Here is a 24167-nt window from a genome sequence, read left to right on the forward strand (position 1 = left end):
TTAAATTTGGTGCTCGGTACGCGCGATGATCTGATCCTGCAAATGCGGATCCAGGTTCACAAACAATGCGCTGTACCCCGCGACCTTGACGACAAGCCCTTTATACTCGTCCGGTTCTTCCTGTGCCGCACGCAGCGTTTCCGCCGCTACGATGTTGAACTGCACCTGGAATCCCTGCAGGTTGAAATACGTCTGGATCAGCGACACAAACTTCTGCAGCCGTTCTTCCCCGCTCACCGCGGTCGGATGCAGCTTAATATTGAGGATCGTACCGTCCGTCGCTAAGATATGGTCCACCTTCGCCACGGATTTGAGCGCCGCTGTCGCGCCCGATAGGTCTGTTCCCGCTTCGGGCGACACATTATCCGCCATCACGCTGCCCGCATAGCGGCCGTCCGGCGTCGCGCCTATCTCCTCGCCTTTATATGCGTTCGCGCTCAGCGTCTGCGGCGAGGGACAATAGGTACCGCCCCGTGCGGGCGTATACGAACGTATCTCGTTGAAATACCAGTCGAGCGACTGGCGTACGACGAGGTCTACGCTGTCCTCATCGTTGCCGTATTTCTCAGCGTCCAGCATCTTCCTGCGGAGCAGCGCGTTTTTCTCGCCCTCCCAGTTTGCCCTAAGCGCCTCGTACATTTCCCCCGGCGTACATACCTTTTCCTCAAACACCTTTTCCTTCAGGGCATAAAGCGCGTTTCCTACGTTGATCGCCCCGTGGCAGATGCTCAGTGTATTGTTATAGTTCGGCCCGCCGCCTTCTTCGACGTCTTTCCCGATCTCCAGCCGGTAATCCAGCACGGAAGACAGGAACGGGCAGGGCGTCAGCTCCGCATGCGCGCGCGATGTCACCTCGTCGAACATGGGGATCATCGACACATAAAATTCAAGCTGCCTGCGGTACGCCTTTTCCACTTCTTCATAACTCGTCATTTCGGCAAGCGTCTTTTCCTCCGGCAGCACACAAGTTCCCGTATGCCTGTTCCTGCCGCCGTCAAGCGCCATTTCCAGCACTTTGAGCAAATTGATGTGGCAGCAACCGCCGTTGATCGTATTGTGCTTGCCGGGTACGATCGGCTCACAGCAGCCGTCCACCGCCCAGTCGCGCGCGTCTTCCAAGGTCACGCCCGTGCTCATCAGCATGGGGATAGTGACCTGGTCGTTGAACAACCCCGGCTGTCCGCCGCCGTGCGTGACTACAGTTTTACAGCACTGCATTGCAAACTCGTTGGGCGTACCCGGATGCAGCCGCGCGATGGTCGTTGGCTCCTGCATTTTCACGGTACCGGTCGCCTCCAGCACCAGGTAACTCATATCGTTTACCGCGTCGCTTCCGTCGCGCTTTTGCCCGCCGATGGTCAGTGTCTGGAACATCGGATACCCGTGCATGGTGCGCGTATGGCTCATCGCACGGATCTTTTTGATCTGGTTACACTTCAAAAAGAAGCACTGCAGCATGCTGAGCGCCTGCTCCCGCGTCAGCCTGCCCGCCTGCACGTCCTTTTCATAGTACGGCTGCATGTACTGGTCAAAACGCCCGAACGACATGGAATGTCCATTGGATTCGATCTGCAGGATCAGGTGGATCATCCAGTAGCTTTGCAGGGCTTCGTGGAACGTTTCCGCGCCAAATTCCGGTACCTTCCGGCAGATCCGCGCGATCTCAAGCAGCTCCTGCTTTTCCACCGCGTCCATGATCCCTTCGTCCGCCATGCGCTGCGCTTCGTCTGCGTAGCGGTTTGCAAACGTGACCGCCGCTTCCATGGAAATGACCGCGCTCTTCAAAAAGATTTTCTTCTTGACGTTTTCGCTCTTTCCCCTGTCCTCGTCACATTTTGCGATATATCCCTTCGCCTCGTCGATCACCGATCTAAGGCCCCTGCGGATCGTATCTTCAAAATTGGCGATCACGTGTCCGTCGCCCGTCGTCATCCTACCTGAGTTCGTGACCGTACCGTTAAAATTCCCGTGCGCCGCGTCCCATACCTCCTGGTATTGTTCCGGCATCACCAGGGACAATTCTTCCTTGCATTTGTCGAAATGCGTCTTTCCTTTCCAGTAAGGCGCCAGCTCGGAAAGCTCCTGCGCCGCTTCCTCCGATACTTCAAATTTATCCAGCAAACGGTCGTTCATACGCGGAAGCTCTTCTAACAGCCACTCCATTCCGTATTCCGGAAAGATGGGCGCCGCGTTGGGGATTCCTGCCTGGTTTCCCACGATGAGCTCGCCTTTTTCAATGAATACATGCTGGTTTTCCAGTATTTCCTTTAAGGCAAGCGCCCTGCGGATCGCTACCGGTTTTCCCTCGGTCTGCTGCCACGAACGCGTATAATAGCGCGCACGCTCACTGCATAAAGCAGGTTTTTGCTGCATGACCAGTTCTCTTAAGCCCTGAACCCTTGTGTCCATAAAAAGCCTCCTTCAAAAAATTCAATATTTATCCCAGCGCGTGGCATTGCAAAAAACCGCCTTTGCCGTATTCCCGCTTGCCTGCGCCTTTTCCACTCCTCAAAATGCTGTACCCCTTTTCCTCAAGCTGCTGCTTAGGAAAGAAATCCTCAAAGAGCGCTGCTGCGATCGCCGCGCCCGTCGGGGTGATCAGCTCCTGTTTCACATCCGTCACGCCATATGGGATGCCATGGTCCGTAAGCGTGTTCTTCGTTGCCGGCACCGGTACCGGAAGCCTCCCGTACCGATACTTGATCGTTCCCGTCCCCTCTGTGAGCGGGGAGGAAAAAATATGTCCCGCATGCAGGTCTTCTAAGCATATCGCCGTTCCTACAATGTCGACGATCGAATCGATCGCGCCCGTTTCATGGAAATACACGCCGCTTTTTGCAACGCCGTGCGCCTTTGCCTGCGAACAGGCGGCAATCCCAAGAACAGCGCATGCCCGCTCTTTGATTTTCCTGCTAAGCGGGCTTTCCGTGATCAGCTTCCTGACGTCATAATAATTCCTTTGCACATGGTTGTCGTATGCATCCGGGTCGATGAGTACGTCAAAGTCACTCATGATGGCGCCGTCTTTTTCCGTTTTGGTATAGCGCAGCGCATATCCGGTAAGCGATAACTTCCGCAGCTCCCTGCTTAACCGTTCAAAGCTTGCCCCGCTGTCCAAAAGCGCTGCGATCGTCATATCCCCGCTGATGCCCCACGCACAATCAAAATACAGATCCATTACGCACCCTTTTCCCGCTTCCGGCCCTGCAGCCGTATCATTTCTTCTTTTAAAAGCGCAATGCCCGTTTCCGGATCCTGTATCCCTTCCACACATTGCTCCATCGGACACATTCCCGTGCCCATCCTGCTGGTGATATTGTCCGTAACACTGCCAGCTTCCCACTCGATCCCGTACTGCACGAGCACAGGGATTGCCCTGGCGCTCAATACATGCGCGTACAACCGTTTCACGCCCGCGCGTGCCAAAATGAGGGCGGCAGCCTTGCCGATGATCTTATCAAAGACCGTGCTCCCCGCCATATGCTGCGGAAAGTTTTCATACGCTTCAAGCAGTACGCCGATCCCCCTCCCGGAAAACCGGCGTACCACTTTTTTGTTACAAATGATACACGAGCATTTTTCGTCTTCTATTTCCCTTTTGTAAATATCCGAAATGGCCATACGCCTTAGGCCTTTCCATCAGCCATGCATGTCTTGATCCATTCCATGACCGCCTGCTTGCAGCGCTCCACGCCGACAGGCATGACTTCCAGCGTGAACTGGTTTTCGCCGTCAGCCATCAGCTTGTCGCGGACGCCGTTCATATACGCGGTATAAACCGCTGTCCCTACGTTCACCTTGTTGATGCCGCCCTTGATCGCGCGGCGGATATCCTCGCGCGGGATGCCCGTGCCGCCGTGCAGCACCAAAAAGACGTCCAGCGCGTCGTTGGCTTCCTTCAGCTTGTCAAAATTCAGCTCCGGCTTTCCCACATAAAAACCGTGCGCATTGCCGATGCCGATCGCAAGCGCATCCGGCTTTGCTTCCCTGACCAGCTTGACGGCTTCGTCCAAAATGAAGAGGTAATCGTCCCCGGTATACGAGGTTTCATACGAAGATTCCCCGCGGATCCGGCCGATCTCCGCCTCCACATACGCGCCTTTTTCCCGTGCATAATCGGTTACCGCACGTACGTCGGCGATATTTTCATCGATTGGTTTATGCGAGGCGTCCATCATGACCGAGAATACGCCCAGGTCGATCGCTTCCTTGCACTGCTTTACACAAGATGAATGATCCAGATGATGGATAATGGGCACGGACGCTTCTTTTGTGGCCACATCCACCATAGCGGCGCACATCTCGTATCCGATGTCCTCGAATACCGGCGGGTCTACCCCTACCATAACGGGCGCGCGAAGTTCTTCCGCTGCCGCGACGATCGCTTTTAAGTCCCAAAGATCCGAATAATTGAACATGGGGACTGCGAATCCCTCGCTGTCAGCGTATGCAAAGAGCTCCCTGATTTCTTCTCCCGTGTACTTTTTCATATCCATATCCTTTCGTTTATGCCGGCGTGTGTTCCGGTTTATTTGCTTTCAAATTTCGTGTAAACATCCTTTAAGCCCGCACTGGAAAAAGAACGGATGGGCAGGCTTACCGGTTGTTTTGTCTGTTCCGATACATAAGAGCCGTCAATGAGGCTCATATTGGTAAATTCATTGCCCAGGTCGTTGACGATCGGTTTTCCTGAACATATCTCATCAACAAATATCCCGATCTCCGTCCGGAACGAGTCCATATGCCCGGGATAGATCCTGTCGATGGCTTCCGGCAGCACTACCTCTATTTTCTGCGCCGGCCCGTCCTCCACATACAGCGTGACATGGCGCACGTCCGTATCATAAGAGCTCAGTTCAAAATCAATCTGCCCGCGCGTGCCATAGACGCTCCCGCGGTATGTGTTCGCCGTATGGTCGAAATAGTGGCTGACAAGGTTTACCACCGCCCCGCTCTCATAGGTGATCAGGTCAAGCGTCACATCCTCTACCTCGCGTCCCGGCATTACGACCATATTGCGTCCATACACCGTCTGCGGCTGTCCCAGCCAGATGGTCGCCACATCGAGAAGGTGCTGCCCCAATTCGCGCAATATCCCGCCGCCCGACTGGTACAGGTGCTTCCATTTGATTTCCGTACGGTACATGGAATAATGGAAGTCGATATAAAACAACGTCCCGATCTGCGGCAGCAGCTCCGTTACCTTGCGGATCACCGGATGGTACTTCAGTTCGGAAGCCACGCAGAATTTTTTATCGTATCCTTCGAGCAGTTTGGCAAGGGTATTCAGCTCGTCCATATCCATACAGACCGGCTTTTCACAGATCACATGCTTGTGGTTTTTGACCGCGCATTCCATCTGTGCCATCCGCTCGTTGGTGGGGCTGCAAATGCCGATGATATCCAACCCGCCGTTCTCGATCATCTCGCGCCAATCTTCATAGAACACCGCGCCCGGATGCTCCGCCGCCGCTTCGCTTTTGCGCTTTGCGGAATGGTTGTATACCGCGCACACCTCGCAGTTTTCATTTTCAGAAAACCAGTCCGCATATACCTTTCCCATCTTGCCGTACCCGACCACGCCGACCTTCAGTTTTTCCGCCATCACGTTTCCCTTTCTATTTCCCGCCGATCCCTACTATAAATCCTTCCTTTTCAAGCATAGCCTTGAGCTCTTCCATCCGCTGCGCGGAGGGCGGCTCTATATCCGGCAGTGCATATCCCATGCGCAGGCGTTCGTATTTCGATACTCCCAGCCTGTGGTAAGGCAACAGGTCGATCTTGCACCCCGAACTGCACTTCTTTAAAAATTCCGCCATCCTGCGGAAATTGTCGTCCCCGGCGTTGATGCCCGGGATCACCGGAACCCTGACGACCACATTGGCGCCTGTTTCCAGCAACCGGACATAGTTTTCCAATATCAGCTTGTTGGAAACGCCCGTGACCCGTTTATGCACCTCGTCGTCCATACATTTAAAGTCATATAAAAAGATATCAATGTACTCTGCAACGGCCTTCAGCTTTTCCCAGTCAGTATATCCCGTGGTCTCGATACAGGTATGATATCTTCTTTTCTTCGCCGCTTTGCAAAGTTCCAGTAAAAAAGGATATTGCGCAAAGGCTTCCCCTCCGGAGAAGGTAACGCCCCCTCCGGAGTTCTCATAAAAGCCCTCGTCCTTTTCGATTTCCTTCATCACGTCCTCAACGGACATGATTTTTCCTACCATTGTAAGCGCTTCTGCATTGCACCCCTGCGCGCATAAGCCGCAATAGGTGCATTTTTCACCGTCGATCGTAATGCCGCCCGGCCCCGCGCTGACCGCTCCATGCGGACATACCGCAACGCACCCCAGGCATCCCAGGCACCGTGTTTTCCACCACATGATCTGCGGCCCGCTGATTTGCGATTCCGGGTTAGAGCACCACTCGCACCGGAGCGGGCATCCCTTCAGGAATACCAGTGTCCGTATGCCCGGCCCGTCGTTGATCGCAAAGCGCTCGATCTCAAAGACCGTCCCCGTTTTTTGTGTTTCCATCCCCAAACCTACATTCCCCAATCCTACAGATTGTGTTCCGTCCTTTCAATGATGTCGTCCTGCGTCTTTGGCTCTAAGTCATTGAACAGTGCGCTGTACCCAGCCACACGCACGACCAGGCTCTTGTATTCCTCCGGATTTTTCTGTGCGTCCTTGAGCGTGTCCGAAGAAACGATGTTAAACTGTACATGCCAGCCTTTCAGGTCAAAGAACGTTTTCAAAAGCCCCATCATTTTTGAAATGCCTTCTTCGCTCGCAAGCGCGTCCGGCGCGAATTTCAGGTTCAGCAGGTTTCCTCCGGTGATCAGGAAGTTGGGCATTTTCGCGACCGATTTCAAAACCGCCGTCGGCCCAATCTTATCCGTCCCGTGATAGGGGGAGCAGCCTTCCGTAAGGGGCTCTCCGGCAAACCTTCCTTCCGCGCTTGCCATCACGTTGACGCCGCTCGGTACGTTGCCCGAGATCGTCGCCGTACACGGATAGCTGATGCAGCCAATCGGGCCGCGCCCGTAGCGCGTGGTCTTGTATTTGGCCTGTTCGTCGATGAATATCTGGTAAAGCTCGTTTGCCAGCTCGTCCACATCGTCCGCATCATTGCCGAATTTATCCGCCTTGTTGAGCAGCATCTGGCGGATGTTCTCGCCCTGCGCGCCCGCAAAGTTGCTCTTCAATACTTTTTGCAGCTCTTCCCCGCTGATCTTCTTTTCTTCAAAGACCAGCTTGTCGATCGCTTCTAAGCTGTTTGCCGCATTCACGATGCCCGTTTCCGGCCCCGTGACCATATCGTAGATACTGCCGCCCTCTTTCGCCGTTTTCCCACGGCCGATACAATCCTGTACCAGTCCCGAGCAAAACGCCTCCGGCACAAGCTCTTCCACCGCATAATCGATGACATGCTCGCCCGTCACGCGCAGCTTCACGAAATATTCCATCTGCCGCCTGAACTCCGCCAATATCTCGTCCGTACTGCCGTACGTCGTAAGGTCTTTTGACGCCGCCAGCGGTACGATGCCCGTCACTTCGTCCTTCCCTTTATTGAGCGCAAGCTCCAGGATCTTCGAGAAATTCGTAAAGCTCATACCCGCCGAGCGGTAACCGAATTTCCCCGGGATGATCGGCTCGATGCAGCCTACGATCGCGTAATTATTCGCATCGCTGCGCGTAACGCCGCGGCTCATAAGCGATTCGATCATCAGTTCGTCCGAATGCATCGCCGGCATACCGAAACCCAGCTTGATGATCTCGATACATTTTTTAAGGTACGCATCCGGATTCAGCTTGTTGTACCGTGCCGATACGTTCGGCTGCGGAAGCTGCGTCTTGCCTACGCTGTCTAAACAGAGCATGGTAAGTTCGTTGACCGCATTTTTCCCGTCCGGCGTAATCCCGCCGAGCGTCAGGTTCTGGTATGTCGGGCCGCCGCCGGAAAAACGCGTGTGCGACCACGGCCTGATCTTGATGACGCCAAACGCCTTGATCCACAGGCACGACAGGAGCTCTACCACTTCCTCCGGCGTGATCTTCCCCTGCGCGATATCTTCCTTAAAATAGGGGAACAGGTACTGGTCCAGACGCCCAAACGACATCGAATGCCCGTTCGATTCGATCTGTGAGATCAGGTGTACGAACCACACCGACTGCAGTCCCTCGTAAAAAGTCCGGGCCGGATGCTCGGGTACCCATGCGCAAACCTCAGATATCTTCAAAAGCTCCTGTTTGCGTTTTTCGTCCGTCTCTTTTTCCGCCAGTTCTTTTGCAAGCGCGGAATAGCGCCGCGCAAAGTCGATCACGCCCTCGTAAGCAACGATGACCGATTCATAGAAAATACGTTTATGATGGCTTTGCGGATCGGCCAGGTCAAGCGCGTCCAGTTTTTCCTTTGCCTGCGCGATAATGCCTGCCGCGCCACATTCCAGTATTTTTTCAAAGTCGAGCATGATATGTCCGTCGCCCGAAGTCATGTTGCCGTTGGCGGAAAGCACGCTTGCTTTATATGCGTCCTTCACATCCTGGGGCAGCGTTGCCTGGCACCTGTCTTCCAGGGTCTTGCCCTTCCACCATTCCGCGATCTCCAGCAGTTCTGTTTTCGCCTCCGGCGCAACCTTGAACCGGTCGCCCGGGCGTTTTTCCAGCTCGTCGATCTCCTCGAAGATCCAGTTGACGCAATACTCCGGGAAGATAGCCGCCGCCCGCAGCTTACCTGCCTGGTTTCCCGCCAGAAGCTGCCCATCCTCAATAAACAGCGTCATCTTGTTTAATACGTTTTTGAGCGCCTTGGCCCGCCGCAGGATCATCGGATCCGCTTCATTCTCACGGTACGCCTCGGTCAGGTACCGCGCACGCTGTACGCAGACCTCCTGCTCCACACCGACAGATTCCTGTTTTAATTTTTCAATACGCATTTCCATTTCTATCCTCCGGTAATTCGATTTCCCCACCGATTACCACATGTTCCTGATTAAAGTGCCGGAAGCTTCATGACCTGTTCGGTCTCCGCAAGCGTGGGCATTGATTTCATCGTTCCCAGCCTTTGCACGGAAAGCGAGGCCACAGCATTCCCAAAATGTGCCGCCGTAAAGAGGTCGTGGCCTTTCCAGTACGCGTATGCAAAGCCGCCGTTGAAAGAATCGCCTGCGCCGCTGGTATCGAGCGCGTCGACCTTATAGCTTTCGACCATCATGCGCTTTTTGCCGTCCGATACGAACGCGCCCCGGCTGCCCATCGTGATGATCACGTTTTTCACGCCCTTGTTGTGGAAGAAGCTGCACGCTTCCGACGCGCTCTGCTCGTCGTCGATCGCAAAGCCGCAGAAGTCCGCCGCTTCGATCTCATTGGGTGTGATGATATCGATATACGGATAGAAGCTGTCGTCGATCGGACTATACGGCGCCGGGTTCACCAGCGTCACAATGCCCTGCTTCTTTGCCGTTTTGATCGCGTGCTCGCATGTCTCCATGGGGATCATGAACTCCACCATACAGATTTTAGCCTTATCGAGGCATGCCTTGTTCTTATCCACATAGTCCGGCGTGATCTCCCCGTTCGCACCCATGATGATGATGATGGAATTTTGTCCCGTTTCATTTACCAGTACATAGCCGGAGCCGCTGTAAACGTCGGGAACCGTTTCCACGAGTTCCGTGTTGACGTTCGCCCATTTTAAATCGTCCATGACGATATCGTTATAATGGTCAAGGCCGCCGATCTTGCTCAAAAAGACCGTTTCCGCTCCCAGGCGGGCCGCCGCCGCGATCTGGTTCGCGCCTTTTCCCCCGCCCATGATGGTCACGCCTTTTCCATAGATCGTTTCCCCCGGCACGGGAAGCCTCCTGTTGTGGATGATATAATCTACATTGATGCTTCCAATCTCTACAATCATTTTTTCTTCTCCTGCTCTGCTCTTAATTTATCCAGCTCGCGGTGTACGGATGCGATCGGCGGGCAACCATCCACGCAGATCGCGCGGTCGCCCAGCGCATAACGCAGGTTTGCCGCCGTGCTGATCGCACAATCCCCAATAAACAACGCTTTGCCTTTGATCTGTTCCACCGGTATCTGTTTGGGATTAATCCCAACAAATACGTTCGTTACGCCCGCATTGTCCGGGAAGTTTTCCGCCAGCAGGTCGTCCAGCATGATCTTTGTGCGTCCATAGCAATGCACGCACGGCCCTCCCTTGATGATCTTGAAATCCGGATAGATTCCGTCGATGGAAACGTCCGGGCGGTCAAATTTTACCTTGACGTCATCTAATTTTTCGCCAACGATATCAATATTATCCATAAATCCGTTGCCGAGACCCTGCATTCGTGCGATACGGATGGATTCCACTTCGTCAGCACCGATCTCCATCAGCTCGCTCGCCACTGCGTCAAGCGACACCATGTCGGCCGAAGCCAGGATCACGTCCATCTGTACGTTTGTCCCGCAGCGCGGCCCCAATCCCTGCATCCCCACAAGGCCGTCAAGAATCGTCAAATCCGTTTTCACCACCTTGTGCAGGTCAATGATCTTCTGCATGATCTCGTCTTTATGCCACTGTACCTTGTAATGGTCGGGCAGAATACCGTGGTAATTTTTGAGCCCAAGCGTAACAAGCGTTTCAAAATGTGTTTTTAAGGCAGGGATGTTGATGACGACATCCGTGTCCAGCATCTTTTTGGCAATAGGCGCTTCCTGCAAAATCACGCCGTCCGGGATCTGCGTCATCACGAATTCATCTTCGTCGAAATCCACGATCTGTGCGCCCGTTTCCTCCGCGACCTTTGCCATACCCGTTCTTTCAATGACGTCTTGGTTTGTCCATCGTCCCACGCCCAGTATGCTTTTGCACGAATATGCCGCGCTGTCCCCAATGTACACTTTGGAGGCTCCCGCCTCAAAGCACAGCTGCGCCACGGCTTTTACGACCCTCGGATCCGTCGTTGCCGGCGGCGGATAAGGATATGCCAGGTTCGGCTTTAAGGTCACCCGATCCCCTTCTTTTACATAACTCTGCATCCCCCCGACCAGGTCAACAGCGGTTTTGACCGCTTCATAGATCTGTTCGTCCCGGACCTTTGCAATCGATACAGTAGTCCTTTCATACTCGTGCTTCATCAATACCTTCCTCGCTTTCTTGCCCGCCTGGGTCTTCCGGGCCGGATCCCGGCCCGGAAAGTCCATTGCTGCTATATCATATATTTTTTATACTTCGTCATACACCGTGCGCTCAATGAGGTCGTCCTGTACTTCCTTGCTCAGCTCGGTGAAGTATGCGCTGTAGCCTGCCACGCGGATCAACAGGTTTTTATATTTTTCCGGCGTTTTCTGCGCCTTTTTCAAAAGATCACTGCTTACCACATTGAACTGGATATGGTAACCGCCCGCCAGGCAGTACGCACGCAGGAAGTTCGCAAATTTTGCAATATCCCTGTCTTCCTTAAGCACGGAAGGCGAGAACCTCATGTTGAGGAGCGTGCCGTTGCACGCGCTCACGCTGTCGACCTTGGCTGCCGATTTGATCAGCGATGTCGGCCCGTTGACGTCCGAACCGTTCGTCGCAGATATCCCGCCGTTCGCAAGCGGTTCTCCCAACTTCCTTCCGGACGGCAACGCGCCTGTCGCGAGACCATGTGGTACATTGGAGGACACAGTAAATTCACCCGGCCAATATTTTTCGCCGTGCGGCCCTTCGTGCTTTTCAACTTCTTTGCACCATATCCGGCCGGCTTTCTTCACGTAATTGTCTACAAAATCAATATCGTTCCCATATTTGGGCACACTGTACAAAAGCTGGTGACGCAAATCGTCGTAGCCTTCAAAGTCCTTGCGCAGCGCATCGATCAGCTGCGGCATCGTACAATACTTATCCCGGAACACCGCCTGGTCGATCGCCGCCAGCGAGTCGCCCGTATCCGGGACAGCTACGCCGTTCACGCCGATCGCTTTATACTTGCAGCCGCCGCGCGCCATATCCAGCCCGCTTTCCATGCAGCCGTCAAGCAGCGACGATGTGAAGGTATTGGGCGCCAGTTTTCCATGATATTTGATGTATGTACTGATTGCCTTCGTCGCCTGATCCACAAAATATGCAAGCTGCTGCCGGAACGCCTCCAAAACCTGATCCATGCTCTCAAACGTTTCCGGATCCTGTGTTTTGGGGCCGATCTGTTCTCCCGTCACCAGGCAAACGCCGCCGTTTAAGGCAAGCTCTAAACACTTCGCAACATTAAACTGTACCGCGTTCGTCCACCCGCAGCAGTTACCTGAGGTGGAAGGCTCCACGCAGCCCACGATGCAGAAATCACGCGCCTCTTCCAAGGTCGCGCCACGCTTTAACATGGCCGGGATGGCCACTTCGTCCATGAACATCTTCGGCTTGCCGTGTCCTAATTTGCTGACCTCCGCAAGCTTCTTCAAATATTCAAAGGGTGCGTTCTTATGGATACGCGCTGCAAATTCCGGCTGGAAAAGCGGAACCTGCGCCTCGGCCTCCAGGAACATATAGGTAAGCTCGTTTGTCGCATCAATGCCATCCTCGTCCACACCGCCGACCATAATCGTCTGTGTCAGAGAGAAACCGGCATAATAGCGTGCCGTCGTATAATCCCAAAGCACGCTCATGTGCGAGAATTTAATAAACAGCAGCTCGATCAGCTCCTGCACATCTTCGTCTGTCATGCGGCCCGCTTCTTTGTCCGCCTTATAATAAGGATAAAAATACTGATCTACACGCCCCGGGGATACCGCCGTGTCATCCTGCTCGATCCCAAAGAGTACGATCTGTGCGAACCAGAAGGACTGCATCGCTTCACGCAGCGTTTCCGCCGGATATTCCGGTACACGGTTACAAATCCGCGCGATCTCCAAAAGTTCTTCCTTGCGCGCAGCATCGTTTGTCTGTTCCGCCTGCTCCCGCGCAAGCTTCACATACCGGTGTGCAAAGTCGATCACCGCTTCATAAATGATCACGACCGCTTCATAAAAGCTTTTCTTTTCCTGTTCCTCCGGTTTGAGCGCCGCCATGCGCTCCTTTGCTTCGTCAATGATCGAACGCGCACCGCGCGCAATAAATTTTTTATAGTCAACGTTCAAATGCCCCGCACCGTGGCGAAGATGGATCTCCGTTCCCGGGGGGATGGTATGTACCTTGGCTTCCGAGGGGATCGCCGCGTTGATACATTCTTCCGGCAGCTCCCGCATCACGTGATATTCGATGGTTTTATCCGCCCAATAAGGGAAGATATCCTCCATCAATTCTTTCCTGACCGCATCAGACATCTCGTGCCTGTCATACGGCCGGTCAACCGGATTTTTTTCCGGGTCTTGAAACTCTTTATTTAAAATAGTGGTCGAATATTCCGGATCCACGACCGATGCCCTCGGTTTCGTGGCCACATTACCAACTATCAGCTCTCCGTCTAAAATATAGATAGACATTTTGGAAAGGACGTTCGCAATCGCCTTTGCGCGGCGTATCTCCACCGGCTGGCCTTCCGTTTCTTTCCAGCTTTCTGTAAAATAGCGTGCACGTTCTACGCAAACGGACGCGGTCGCGTCGATTGCATTCTGATATAATTTCTCCACCCTGGGAGTAATATTCTTCTTAAAATTTAACTGATAACTTCCTACGTCCGCCATGATAAAGTCTCCTTTTTTGTAGAAATCCCATCCTACACAGAGAGTTTTAGGGGATTGCTGCGGCTGCAGCACATAAGCACTGCAGCCGCTCACCCCTTAGGTCAGGTTCGTTAGTCCCTGTTGTTGGTTCTTAATACATTGCCGTACGTGTGTCAACGTTCTCCGCTGTCGCCTGTTCCGTGCCGAGGTTGATCTTCTGCGGGATATCCTTGCCCATCAGGCTTGCGATTGCTGCCTGGCAAGCATAGTCGCCGTTGTTCATGTAGATCTGTGTCAGCTCCATTTTACCAGCTTTGATCGCGTCAAACGCTGTCTGCTGGTAGTCGCCTGCGGAGTATACGAGGATGTCTTCGCCAGGTACTTTACCTGCTTTTTCGATCGCTTCGATCGCGCCCAGTGCCATCTCGTCGTTGTGCGCATAAACCGCTTTTACGTCAGGATTTGCCTGCAGTGCGTTCGTTACTGTATCGATCGCGTTGTTCCTCAGCCAGTTACAATCCTGGTCAGCAACGATCTCGATGCCCGGGTTTGCTGCAAATACTTCTTCAGCGCCGCCTTTTCTGCCTGTCGTGCAGGAAGAACCGGACGTACCTTCAAGCTGGATGATTTTGCCTTCGCCGCCAATATCTTCTACGATCTTTTCAGCAGCCATTGTCCCTAACTGCCAGTCGTCTGTGGACATCCATGTGAGATAGGTCCAATCGTCGAACGGCTTGCCGCCATCGATCAGGACTACCGGGATACCAGCGTCAGCAGCCTGCTGCAGAGCGGGCGAGATCGCGATGCCACCGTGGGAGCTGATGACGATCGCATCGACCTTCTGCGCGATCAGGCTTTCGATGTTGGACACTTCTTTGGAAGGCTCGCCTTCCCCGTCCATCATAACCATCTTAACGCCGTTTTCGTCGCACCATTTCTGTGCCCTGTCAACCATGTCCAGTCTGTACGGATGGTCCATGACGCACTGTGCGAAACCGATCGTGTAGTTGCCAGCCTTGACTTCGTCTGCATTCAGGCCAAAATCGATGGGTGTCGTGTCAGCCGGCAGTCCCGACCATTCGCTTGAAACGTCGCCGGAAGCAGCCGCAGCCGATGCCGACTCAGACGGAGCCTGCGAAGCCTCCTGTGTTTCCGCGGGAGCCTGTGAAGCTTCCTGCGTAGCAGCAGCTGATGCTGATTCAGAAGCGGCCGGCTCCGCCGGCGCGCTGCAACCCACTGCCATAGCAGCGACGAGCAATACAGCTACCAAGATCATAATCCCTTTTTTCATTGTTTTCCCTCCTGTTTTTTCTTCTTTATTCAGGCTTTCGCCTGTAGAAAACCTAATTTTTAAAGTCTTTCCATGGCGTGCTTTCTCGCCGCCTTTTCGTTGACGTACTGCGTGATCACCGGTACCAGTACCGATACGAACACGATCAGTCCTTCCACGACCTTTTGCAGGTACATGTTGACGTTCGCAACATTGAGCAGGTTGCTGATGACGCCGAGCGCCAATACGCCGAACATTGTTCCCAGTGCGCTCCCGCGTCCGCCGTCCATGGACGTACCGCCCATAACGACTGCCGCGATTGCCAGCATTTCATATCCTTCGCCCGATCTCGGTTCGCCGATCTTCAGCTTGCTGCACAGCAGCGCGCCGCAGATGCCTGCAAGTGCACCGGTGATCGTATATGCTATGAAACGTACTTTCTTTACGTTGATCCCTGTATATTTGGCCGCTTCTTCATTTCCGCCCGCCGCGATCAGGTCGCGTCCATATTTTGTCCGCGTCAGCAGGATATGGATGAGGATGATCGCGATGATCCATATGAACATGGGCAGGAAGAACGGCCCGATCTTCGTATTGCTGATCACGCTGAACGATTCCGGGATGCCCGAACTGACGGGACGTCCGCTGTTGATGAGAAGTGCCGCTGCGCGGCCGCCCATCATCGTTACCAGCGTTGCAACGAAGGGCTGTAAATGCCCTTTGGTAACGAGCAGGCCGTTGCCTGCGCCAAGGGCGGCGCATACTGCCACTGCGAGCAATACGGAACCCATGGTCGGGAAGCCTGCATATGCCTGCGTCATGGCCGCTACCATGCAGCCGAGTGCGACGTTGGAACCGACCGAAAGGTCTACGCCGCCGCCGCCGCCGATGATGACCAGCGTCATACCTGCGGCAAGCAATCCGTTCTGTGCTGTCTGTTGCAGGATGTCCGCAACGTTGTTCAGCGTAAAGAACGATGGGGAAACGAATATTCCAAGCACGAACACGAAGATGAACACGATCATGCCGGGATAGTTTTTCACTAAGCTCTTCATGTTAAACCTCCACTCCTGCAGCGTTCGCAAGGATACGTTCTTCATCAAATTCATCGCGGTTGATTTCCGCTAAGAAACGTCCCTTGCGCATGATGTAAAGCCTGTCGCTCATTCCGAGCACTTCTGTCAGCTCGGAAGATACGATGATGATCGAATCCCCGCCCCTGCGGAGTTCTTCCAGCGCCTCATACACCTGCATCTTTGCTTCTACGTCGATGCCGCGTGTCGGTTCAAAACAGATGAAGATATTGGATTCGCGTCCCAGCCATTTTGCAATAACGACTTTCTGCTGGTTACCGCCCGATAAGTTGTTGACGAGGACGTTCTGCGACGGCGTCTTGATACTCAGTTTATCGATCAGTGCCTTGACCGTCTTCTTTTCCTTTTTCCCGTCGACCAATTTGATCGGACTTGAAAGCCTGTCGATAAACGGAATGGAAACATTTTCTTTTACGCTTAAGCGCAGCATCAGTCCGTCGTGCTTTCTTTCTTCCGGGATATATGCAAGCCCGTGGTTGACTGCGTCCACCGGGGTATTGATCTTGACCGGCTTCCCATTGATCTCATAACCTTCGATTTGCATATCCTTGGTGTCCACGCCGAAAAGCGCTTCCGCGAATTCCCGCTGTCCGCTGCCCACTACGCCGTAGATGCCCAGCATCTCGCCCTTGCGGAGCTTAAAGGAGATATCCTTTAACCTGTAGTTGTTCAGCTTGTCGACCTTCATGACGATCTCGTCCGTCTTTTTGTACTGCAGCTCTGGGAACATGTTATCCATGCTGCGCCCGATCATCATACGGATCAGCTCTGCCGAATCGAGACCTTCCATCGTCCGTGTCGCGATGTGTACGCCGTCCTTTAAGACCGTGACTGTGTCCGCGATCTCGAATACTTCCTCCAACCTGTGGGAAATATAGACGACGGTGATTCCGCTTGCCTTGATGGAACGGATGATCTCGAACAAGCTCTTGATTTCCGTCTGCGTCAAAACCGCGGACGGCTCATCTAAAAGCAATACCTTCGTATCGATGGAAAGCGCCTTTGCGATCTCGACCATCTGCTTTTCTGCTACCGTCAGGTTTTCCACCGTTTCCGTCGGGTCGATATCCAGATTGAGACTGTCCAATAATTCCTTTGCCAGCCTTTTGGCTTCCTTGTAGCTGATCAGCTTGTTCTTCAGCGGCATATGCCCCATGAAGATATTTTCTGCCACCGTCAGTCCCGGAACCAGCGAAAGCTCTTGGAACACCATGCTGATGCCCGCGTGCCTGCTCTCTAAAACCGTATCAAAGTGCATTTCCTGGCCGTCGACGAACACCTGGCCCGCATCCGCCTTGTATACGCCCGTAATGATTTTCAGGAGTGTGCTTTTGCCCGACCCGTTCATGCCGAGAAGCGCGTGTACCTCTCCTTTTTTCAGCGACATACTTACGTCGTCAAGGGCTTTTACGCCGGGAAATTCTTTTGTAATGTTTTTGACTTCCAATACAATGTTGTTTTCCATGCTCACACCCTCTTTTCCATATTCGCCAGCTGACGCTGCTGGATCAATACGACTACCATGATGAGCAGTGCGGTAATGACCTGCTGGATATAAGAGTTGATATTCAGCTGTGTCAACAGGTTTTTGATCAATGTAATGAACAACAGCCCCATGACTGTCCCAATGACCGTTCCCTGTCCGCCTGCCATCGGCGTACCGCCGATCAGCACCGCGCTGATTGCGTCGAGCTCATACCCGTTGCCTGCATATGGGTCTGCAGACATCGTGAAAGATGTGAACAGCATCCCTGCCACCGCTGCGCAAACGCCGGAGATGATATATGTGGAAATCTGTATTTTCTTTGTTTTGACGCCTGATATAGACGCGGCATTGATGTTTGCGCCCACCGCGAACAGCTTACGTCCATAGGCGCTCCTGTGCAGTACGAAGTAGGATACCACAACCACGGCTGCAAAAATAATGATGGTATAGGGCAGTATGTCGCCGATAAATCCGCTCGCTACATTTTTGAAATCCTCGCGAACCCCTACGAACTGGAACCCGTTGCTGTAAACGAGCACGATCCCGCGCCCGATATTGAGCATTGCGAGCGTCATGATGAACGGCGACAGCTTTAACTGTGCCACGCCAAGCCCGTTGATCAGCCCCATGATCACGCCGGCTGCCGCGCATGCCAGCAAGATCAGGATTACCGGTGCTTCTACGCCCGGGTACGGTGCTCCGCCCGTATTCTGTACTTCCGTATATTGCATACTGATGGATATCATTGCCGCGATCCCGAAGGTGGAACCGATCGATAAGTCGATCCCTCCGTTGCCGCCGATGATGACGTATGTCATGCCGACTGCCATCAACCCCATGATGCCCATCTGCCGCATCAACCTGGATAAGTTAAACGCATCCACAAAGCTGTCTGTCACAATCGCGCCGATGATCAAGATGGCGATCACGGCGAGAACCAGGAAAAATGTATTTCCCTTGAGCACACTTGATTTGGATGTTTTATCCGCCAGCGGCACTCTCTCCACTTTACTTGTATTCATAAATCCAACCTTCCTGTCAAACAATTATTTGTCTGAGACTAACGATCAAACAATTCTTCACTTTTCTGGTCCGCCCCGGGCCTATCCGCCGATCTGAACGCTTTCCACATATTGCATGGCAGCCGCCCTGAGCGCTTGCATTGCGTCATCTTCCGGTTTTTTTACGTCATGCATGCTGTATTCCATCCCAAGCGCAATATATTTGCTCTCTCCTAAGTTATGGTATGGCAGCAAGTGCATTTCCCGTATCCCGATGCCGGAGATAAATTTTGCAATGTCTTTGATCTCTTTTTCTGTGTCATTAAAACCGGGAATCACAGGTATCCTGCAAATAATATGCTTTTTGTTCTTCGCCGCCCATTCCCAGTTTTTTAAAATCGCCTCGTTGGATCCTCCCGTCCATTCCTTGTGCTTTTCATTGTCCGTGTGTTTCAGATCCATCAGAAGCAAGTCTACATACTTCAACACTTCCCGAAATACCTCCGGCGCACAGACGCCGCAGGTCTCTATCGCTGTATGAATCCCCCTTTCCTGTGCAGATTTTAAGAGCTTGAGCAAAAATTCATGTTGACTAAGCGGTTCCCCACCGCTGACTGTTAGCCCTCCTCCTGAAGTAATATAGAAAATTTCATCTTTTGTAATTTCATCAATGATCTCCTGCACGCTCATTTCGCGTCCCGCGATCTTTAACCCCTGCGCCCTGCAGTTTGCGATGCACGCGCCGCAGTAATCGCATTTTTCCTTGCGGTACGCAATGCCGTCCGCTCCTACGCTGATCGCGTCCTTATCACATACCGCCTGGCAGGTTCCGCAGGCGATACATTTTTTATGGGATATCATCATTTCCCGTTCTTTTTTCTGGGATTCCGGATTGGCGCACCACCGGCACCGCAGCGGGCATCCCTTCAAAAAAACGATTGTGCGTATCCCGCTCCCATCGTGAATCGAATACCGCTGCAGGTCGAATACTGTTCCTTTGATTTCTTCGCTTTGATACAATGGCCTGTCCTCCGCAATATTTTTTCGTCCATATCAGGTCGTATTTGCAATTTTCCCTGGTTCTTTTCCGCTTTCCTTCTTGCGCGGCCTGTAAAATACCGCTTGTATCAAAACAATGCTTCCCAGTAGTACAGCCGGCAAAAGCAGTGAAAGTCGTGAGCCTGCCGCTTCCCCGATCACCCCCATCAGGTAGGGAGCAACGGACATTCCCACGCCGCCTGATGCAAAGGCGATCGCAAATACCGTTCCTGTGGAGTCCTTTATGTCCTCCGTCCCGTGTGCCAGGATCATGGGGTACTGCGCCGAATAGAAGATTCCGATCAGGATGATCGATATCCATACCATCGGTTCGCTTGTCGCCATAGCTACCATAAGAGTCGCCGGGATGGAAAGGGCCGCCAGTACGATCGCGATCTTGCGCGCGCTCCATTTGGAGGCTGCAAAGGATAATACCGTACGCGAGAGGATCATCATCCCCCAGAAAAGCCCCACCGTCAGGTTGGACTGTAAAACATCAAAATGCATAGTCTCCTTGGTGAAGGTCGACATCCATCCCCATACGCCTACTTCCGCGCCCGTATAACAGAACAGGCAGATACACGTCATCAGGAAGTATTTGTTTTTAAGCAGGCTTTTGACGCTCTTCAGGGAAATCGAGTCGCTTTTTTCCGCCTGCGGCATTTTTACCAGTAAAAAAAGTATTGCGACCGCCGCGTAAAGGGCGCCTGTTCCAATATAGATGCTTCTCCACGAAACGCCGTTTGAAAGCGCATATCCTGTAATCAGCGGCATCGCCAGGGCCCCCACCCCGAAAATAACCTGGATAAAATTGATGTGGAACGTCCTCTTTGCCGGATTCAGATCTGCCGCCATAGAGGTCGACATGCTTTCCATGATGCCCGTGCCCCCGCCAATAAAGAACAGGAGCGCCAGTACGCCTTCAAAGCTTTGCACTGCGGCGAACAGGAAAAGCAAAACGCAATTTGCGCATACCGCGACGCTAAGCACCGCTTTTTTGCTCACCTTGTCGGCAATGATTCCTCCCATGATCGTGAAAATCGTGAAGCCGATGAACTGAAACGCCATCAGCATTCCCATTTGTATGGTTGTAAGCGAGAATTCCTTTCCGATCTCGTCTAGCATTGGGCTAATGATAACAAGCACAGCCGCGCAGGCAAACATCAAAGAATATACCGATACGATCGTTACCTTTTTGTTGTCAATCACTTTTTCCCCTCGATACAAACCAAGACCTTTGCTAAATGTTCCATTATTGTTGAATCATGCGCTTGCCAATCTTGATTTTTCAAAACTGTGCGGCAGCACGCCGCACGTTATCGCTGTTTGTAAGACTTGTTACATATGTGCCCTTTGGTTACTTAATTGCTTATCTTTAGTATATATTTTTTCAAAAGGAATACAATACCTAAATTCGATTTTAATATATTAAAATTTGACTTTATAACAAAATATCATCTTTTATATCTCTTTTTCTTAATATTGCTCTCTATTACTGTAATAGTTTCAAAATAGTGCTTTTCTTCATTTGTTACTTATGTTATTATATAGCACATAAGTAATTATTTTTGCTACGCTATATCCTTGCTTTTCCGCATGGTACGGCAGAGAATAGCATTTGTGGCATTTGTGAAAATATGTTATAATGAAAAAAATTTTACAAATGCAATTTTTAAAAATCGAGGTAAGTTATGAGCGACGTGACGTCTTCCAACAAAATTGAATTTTCAGGCGCGGATATCATGGAAAAGGTGACGTTGGCTGCCGAACTGTATTATGTCTATCACCTGCATCAGAAAGACGTTGCCGCACGGTTGGGCGTTTCCCGCCCGTGGGTCTCCAAGCTTTTGAAGCGTGCGGAGGAATCCGGCATCGTCAAGATCGACGTCGCGACCTCCTCGGCCGGTATTGCCGAGGTCGAACAAAAGCTGATCGATAAATTCCATTTGAAAAACGCCAAGGTGATCCGCAGCGCCGACCGCTCGCAGACGCTTACACAGTGCGCGCGTGCTGCGGCGCATTATCTGATTTCCGTACTGCGGCCCAACGATTATATCGGCATTGCCTGGGGTTCGACGCTGGCCGCCATGTTCAGCCAGAATTTCCCCGTCAACTTTCCTGACGTCACCGTGATCCCCCTTGTAGGCGGGATCGGCACAGACGCAGATATCTTAAGCAACCGCTTGGCCGCCAACCTTGCCACCGCTTTAAGCGGTCAATACCGCCTGCTCCATACGCCGGCGCTTGTCGTAGGTAAACGGGAACGCGAGCTCATCATGAACGACCCGTCTACGCGCGACATCATCGCCAGAACGGAAAATGTCGATATTGCGATCGTTGCCATGGGTTCCTTAAAACATTCCAAGGTGTTGCGTGACGGCGAGTATATCACCAAAAACGAACTGCGCGAATTGGAAGATATGGGCGTCGTAGGAGACCTTGCCCTGCATTTCCTCAATACGGACGGGGAGCTTGTCCAGCATATCACGCATGAAAAGCTGATCGCCGGCGATATCCGCAAGACGCGGAAAAACGCGCGTGAAATGATCGGCTTTGCCATGGGGGAACAAAAGGTTCCCATCATACATGCCGCCCTGATCGGGCAATGGGTCAATGTATTGATTACGGATCTTGATACTGCGAATGCACTTCTAGCCTACTAGATTTAATGGTTTTTGTCCACAAAAAAACCCATTGTTTAATCAATGGGTTCTTTTTTAATCTTTTTTACCAGGAACCGCCGCCACCGCCGCCGATCCCGCCGCCGGAAAATCCGCCGCCGCCGAAGCCGCCGCCACCGCCAATTCCGCCGCCGAAACCACTGCCGGAATTTTGGGTCATGACCATCCTCTGCTGCGTATAATAAAGCGAATTGTTCAGCATGCTGGCAAACCAGATCGTTGTAAAGACGGAACCGTTATAGCCATAATACCAGCTTGGCGGTTCGATCGCGATGCTCTCAAACTGTTTTGCCCATTTGTCCGTTACGCCTAAAACATATGCGTACGGCAGGATATGGTAAAAATACTGCGGGTCGCTTTCCACCAGCATTTTCAGCTTGTCTGCCTCCACCGTCTCGATAAAGTGCTTGAGTCCCAGAATACGGCCCGCCCACTGCGCCCCCCGGTCTGTCCGCCGCCGAAGCGTCGGGGCAAGGATCGCGCTTATAAGCGTACAGGCCGCCGGGATCAGGAACCAAAGGCCAAAAGCCTCCCAGCTGAACAGCCAGGCTATGGCAAGGTAAATCGCAAACCCGATCGACCAGCCGATCATCGCCCCTGTCTTTGTCAGCAGCTTCTCCGACTTCATCTTATATACGTTGCTGCACAGTGCGGAGGTGATGACCCAGCCGAACAGCCAGGCGATCACGCCGGCAAACACAGCTGGAAAGGTTTCAAAGCTGTTTGCATAGATCGCGGTGCCGACCATCAGCGCCACCGGTACTGCTGCCAGCGCTGCCACCAGCTTTGCGACGCCCTGCGAGCGTTTGGTAAATACCCGGTTCTCCGGGATTTCGTATTTATCCTTGATGCGGGATTTCACCGCGCTGATCGTGGATGAGAATTTATACTGCATATCTGTGATGCTGATCCGGTTGCCCGCGGCAAACATCTTGTCAAACAGGATATGCTCATAATCGTTGGCCGTGGCGGGCAATTCTGCCAATTTCTCGAACGCCAGCTTCTTTTCGTCTTCCTGTATGATCGAAATATTGCCCTGGTCCGCCCAGTAGATCAGCAGGGACACCGCGTCCTTGTCTTCAACGCTTCCATCGATAATGAAGCCCACGTCCGCAGAATTCATTCCTTCCGGCGGATTGAATTCGACTGTCCTGATTTCTTTCTTCCGTTTTCCGGAAGTCAGGGCCAAAACCAACACGGCGGCAAAGACCGCAAGGGCGATGTAGATACACGGCATGATGCCGTCCGCGGCTGTCCGTACGCCTACATAATAACCCTGCGGCAGTTCCACACGGATCGTGAAGCTCTCGTACGGCGCTACCGTCTGGGTGATCTCCCCGGTGATCGTCGTCCCGTCCACCTGATAGCTCACCGCGTCCTGGTTATACCCGGCATTGCCCTTCTGGCCAGTCGTAAAGCCTACCTTTGAGGCGTCAAATTCCTTCGGCATATGGATCGTAAATGAAAAATGGTCGATGGGCGCCGCCCACTGCGAATCGATCAGGTTCAGGTAAAACTCGTCAAAAGCGCTCGTCCCGTCGTCCCCCGCATCCATCGTATACCCATATTTATAGGTCTGTTCCCCCGACACCGTTACATCCGGATCGCCGAGATAGAGCGAAAGCATATCGCCGTCTTTTTCCGTGTCGATCTGCCCGTCCGCATAGATATCCGTGATCTTCAGGTTATAGGTATTGGTATACTTTTGTCCGTTTGAAACGCGCACCACTTCCGAGCGGGTCGGGATATCTACCCTAAGTCCGTGCTGCCCGGGCGCAATAAAATTTGCCCGGATCGTGTCCCGGATCTCATAGGTGTTATTTTCATGGACGGTGATCTCCCTGTTGTAATCCAGTATTTCGAATTTCGTATCCGCAGCGGATGCAAACGACGGAAACAGCATCGCCAGCACGACCGCGAACAGGACAATCCACTTCTTTATCATATTTCTCTCCATCTT

At 52.7% G+C, this 24167-nt stretch carries 18 protein-coding genes; 1 reads left to right on the forward strand and 17 read right to left on the reverse strand.

The window, feature by feature from the left end:
* From BN6471_RS00985 to BN6471_RS01060, 16 genes are all read right to left on the reverse strand, one after another.
* Nucleotides 1-2409, reverse strand: a complete 2409-nt coding sequence (locus BN6471_RS00985; protein WP_066644675.1) for a glycyl radical protein — start codon at nucleotides 2407-2409, stop codon at nucleotides 1-3.
* A gap of 28 nt (nucleotides 2410-2437) precedes the next feature.
* Entirely contained in the window at nucleotides 2438-3178 is a 741-nt protein-coding gene (gene larC / locus BN6471_RS00990) for a nickel pincer cofactor biosynthesis protein LarC (protein WP_066644676.1), read from the reverse strand.
* Nucleotides 3178-3621, reverse strand: coding sequence for a DUF1893 domain-containing protein (locus tag BN6471_RS00995; protein WP_066644677.1), 444 nt, complete (start codon nucleotides 3619-3621; stop codon nucleotides 3178-3180). The genes larC and BN6471_RS00995 overlap by 1 nt, the downstream gene beginning before the upstream one ends.
* Before the next feature lie 5 nt (nucleotides 3622-3626).
* Nucleotides 3627-4490: a class II fructose-bisphosphate aldolase gene (locus BN6471_RS01000; protein ID WP_162270158.1), complete on the reverse strand. Its 864-nt coding sequence runs from the start codon at nucleotides 4488-4490 to the stop codon at nucleotides 3627-3629.
* A gap of 38 nt (nucleotides 4491-4528) precedes the next feature.
* Nucleotides 4529-5605 (reverse strand): Gfo/Idh/MocA family protein, encoded by a 1077-nt coding sequence (locus BN6471_RS01005; RefSeq protein ID WP_066644683.1) that lies wholly within the window; start codon nucleotides 5603-5605, stop codon nucleotides 4529-4531.
* 13 nt (nucleotides 5606-5618) lie between these two features.
* Entirely contained in the window at nucleotides 5619-6536 is a 918-nt protein-coding gene (locus BN6471_RS01010; protein ID WP_066644881.1) for a glycyl-radical enzyme activating protein, read from the reverse strand.
* A 23-nt stretch (nucleotides 6537-6559) separates the two neighbouring features.
* Entirely contained in the window at nucleotides 6560-8944 is a 2385-nt protein-coding gene (locus tag BN6471_RS01015; protein WP_066644687.1) for a glycyl radical protein, read from the reverse strand.
* 50 nt (nucleotides 8945-8994) lie between these two features.
* Complete coding sequence (gene rbsK / locus BN6471_RS01020) at nucleotides 8995-9915, reverse strand: ribokinase (protein ID WP_066644689.1); 921 nt, start codon at nucleotides 9913-9915, stop codon at nucleotides 8995-8997.
* Nucleotides 9912-11135, reverse strand: coding sequence for a DUF362 domain-containing protein (locus BN6471_RS01025; RefSeq protein ID WP_162270159.1), 1224 nt, complete (start codon nucleotides 11133-11135; stop codon nucleotides 9912-9914). The genes rbsK and BN6471_RS01025 overlap by 4 nt, the downstream gene beginning before the upstream one ends.
* An 87-nt stretch (nucleotides 11136-11222) precedes the next feature.
* On the reverse strand, nucleotides 11223-13658 hold the full coding sequence (locus BN6471_RS01030) for a glycyl radical protein (RefSeq protein WP_066644695.1): 2436 nt from the start codon (nucleotides 13656-13658) through the stop codon (nucleotides 11223-11225).
* 130 nt (nucleotides 13659-13788) lie between these two features.
* The gene (locus BN6471_RS01035; RefSeq protein WP_066644697.1) at nucleotides 13789-14928 is read right to left on the reverse strand and encodes a substrate-binding domain-containing protein; all 1140 of its coding nucleotides are present in this window, start codon (nucleotides 14926-14928) and stop codon (nucleotides 13789-13791) included.
* Between the two features lie 59 nt (nucleotides 14929-14987).
* Entirely contained in the window at nucleotides 14988-15962 is a 975-nt protein-coding gene (locus tag BN6471_RS01040; RefSeq protein ID WP_066644699.1) for an ABC transporter permease, read from the reverse strand.
* A 1-nt stretch (nucleotide 15963) separates the two neighbouring features.
* Entirely contained in the window at nucleotides 15964-17466 is a 1503-nt protein-coding gene (locus BN6471_RS01045) for a sugar ABC transporter ATP-binding protein (RefSeq protein WP_066644701.1), read from the reverse strand.
* Nucleotides 17467-17468: 2 nt separating this feature from the next.
* The gene (locus BN6471_RS01050) at nucleotides 17469-18509 is read right to left on the reverse strand and encodes an ABC transporter permease (RefSeq protein ID WP_082903248.1); all 1041 of its coding nucleotides are present in this window, start codon (nucleotides 18507-18509) and stop codon (nucleotides 17469-17471) included.
* An 81-nt stretch (nucleotides 18510-18590) separates the two neighbouring features.
* Entirely contained in the window at nucleotides 18591-19508 is a 918-nt protein-coding gene (locus BN6471_RS01055; protein WP_066644703.1) for a glycyl-radical enzyme activating protein, read from the reverse strand.
* Nucleotides 19509-19541: 33 nt separating this feature from the next.
* Entirely contained in the window at nucleotides 19542-20735 is a 1194-nt protein-coding gene (locus BN6471_RS01060) for an MFS transporter (protein ID WP_066644705.1), read from the reverse strand.
* A gap of 482 nt (nucleotides 20736-21217) precedes the next feature.
* Here BN6471_RS01060 and BN6471_RS01065 point away from each other — a divergent pair, with 482 nt between their 5' ends.
* Nucleotides 21218-22189: a sugar-binding transcriptional regulator gene (locus BN6471_RS01065; RefSeq protein ID WP_066644707.1), complete on the forward strand. Its 972-nt coding sequence runs from the start codon at nucleotides 21218-21220 to the stop codon at nucleotides 22187-22189.
* A 64-nt stretch (nucleotides 22190-22253) separates the two neighbouring features.
* On the opposite strand, the gene BN6471_RS01070 is transcribed toward BN6471_RS01065, so the two are convergent.
* Nucleotides 22254-24152, reverse strand: coding sequence for a DUF2207 domain-containing protein (locus BN6471_RS01070; protein ID WP_066644708.1), 1899 nt, complete (start codon nucleotides 24150-24152; stop codon nucleotides 22254-22256).
* Between the last annotated feature and the right edge of the window lie 15 nt (nucleotides 24153-24167).

Source organism: Christensenella timonensis (assembly GCF_900087015.1).
GTDB classification, from domain to species: Bacteria; Bacillota; Clostridia; order Christensenellales; family Christensenellaceae; genus Christensenella; species Christensenella timonensis.

Coding starts and splice junctions, on each gene's coding strand:
- BN6471_RS01000 (WP_162270158.1), bottom strand. CDS start 4,490: ATGAAAAAGTACACGGGAGAAGAAATCAGGGAGCTCTTTGCATACGCT.
- BN6471_RS01005 (WP_066644683.1), bottom strand. CDS start 5,605: ATGGCGGAAAAACTGAAGGTCGGCGTGGTCGGGTACGGCAAGATGGGA.
- BN6471_RS01010 (WP_066644881.1), bottom strand. CDS start 6,536: ATGGAAACACAAAAAACGGGGACGGTCTTTGAGATCGAGCGCTTTGCG.
- BN6471_RS01015 (WP_066644687.1), bottom strand. CDS start 8,944: ATGGAAATGCGTATTGAAAAATTAAAACAGGAATCTGTCGGTGTGGAG.
- BN6471_RS01030 (WP_066644695.1), bottom strand. CDS start 13,658: ATGGCGGACGTAGGAAGTTATCAGTTAAATTTTAAGAAGAATATTACT.
- BN6471_RS01040 (WP_066644699.1), bottom strand. CDS start 15,962: ATGAAGAGCTTAGTGAAAAACTATCCCGGCATGATCGTGTTCATCTTC.
- larC (WP_066644676.1), bottom strand. CDS start 3,178: ATGGATCTGTATTTTGATTGTGCGTGGGGCATCAGCGGGGATATGACG.
- BN6471_RS00995 (WP_066644677.1), bottom strand. CDS start 3,621: ATGGCCATTTCGGATATTTACAAAAGGGAAATAGAAGACGAAAAATGC.
- BN6471_RS01045 (WP_066644701.1), bottom strand. CDS start 17,466: ATGGAAAACAACATTGTATTGGAAGTCAAAAACATTACAAAAGAATTT.
- BN6471_RS01070 (WP_066644708.1), bottom strand. CDS start 24,152: ATGATAAAGAAGTGGATTGTCCTGTTCGCGGTCGTGCTGGCGATGCTG.
- BN6471_RS01050 (WP_082903248.1), bottom strand. CDS start 18,509: ATGAATACAAGTAAAGTGGAGAGAGTGCCGCTGGCGGATAAAACATCC.
- rbsK (WP_066644689.1), bottom strand. CDS start 9,915: ATGATTGTAGAGATTGGAAGCATCAATGTAGATTATATCATCCACAAC.
- BN6471_RS01035 (WP_066644697.1), bottom strand. CDS start 14,928: ATGAAAAAAGGGATTATGATCTTGGTAGCTGTATTGCTCGTCGCTGCT.
- BN6471_RS01025 (WP_162270159.1), bottom strand. CDS start 11,135: ATGAAGCACGAGTATGAAAGGACTACTGTATCGATTGCAAAGGTCCGG.
- BN6471_RS01065 (WP_066644707.1), top strand. CDS start 21,218: ATGAGCGACGTGACGTCTTCCAACAAAATTGAATTTTCAGGCGCGGAT.
- BN6471_RS00985 (WP_066644675.1), bottom strand. CDS start 2,409: ATGGACACAAGGGTTCAGGGCTTAAGAGAACTGGTCATGCAGCAAAAA.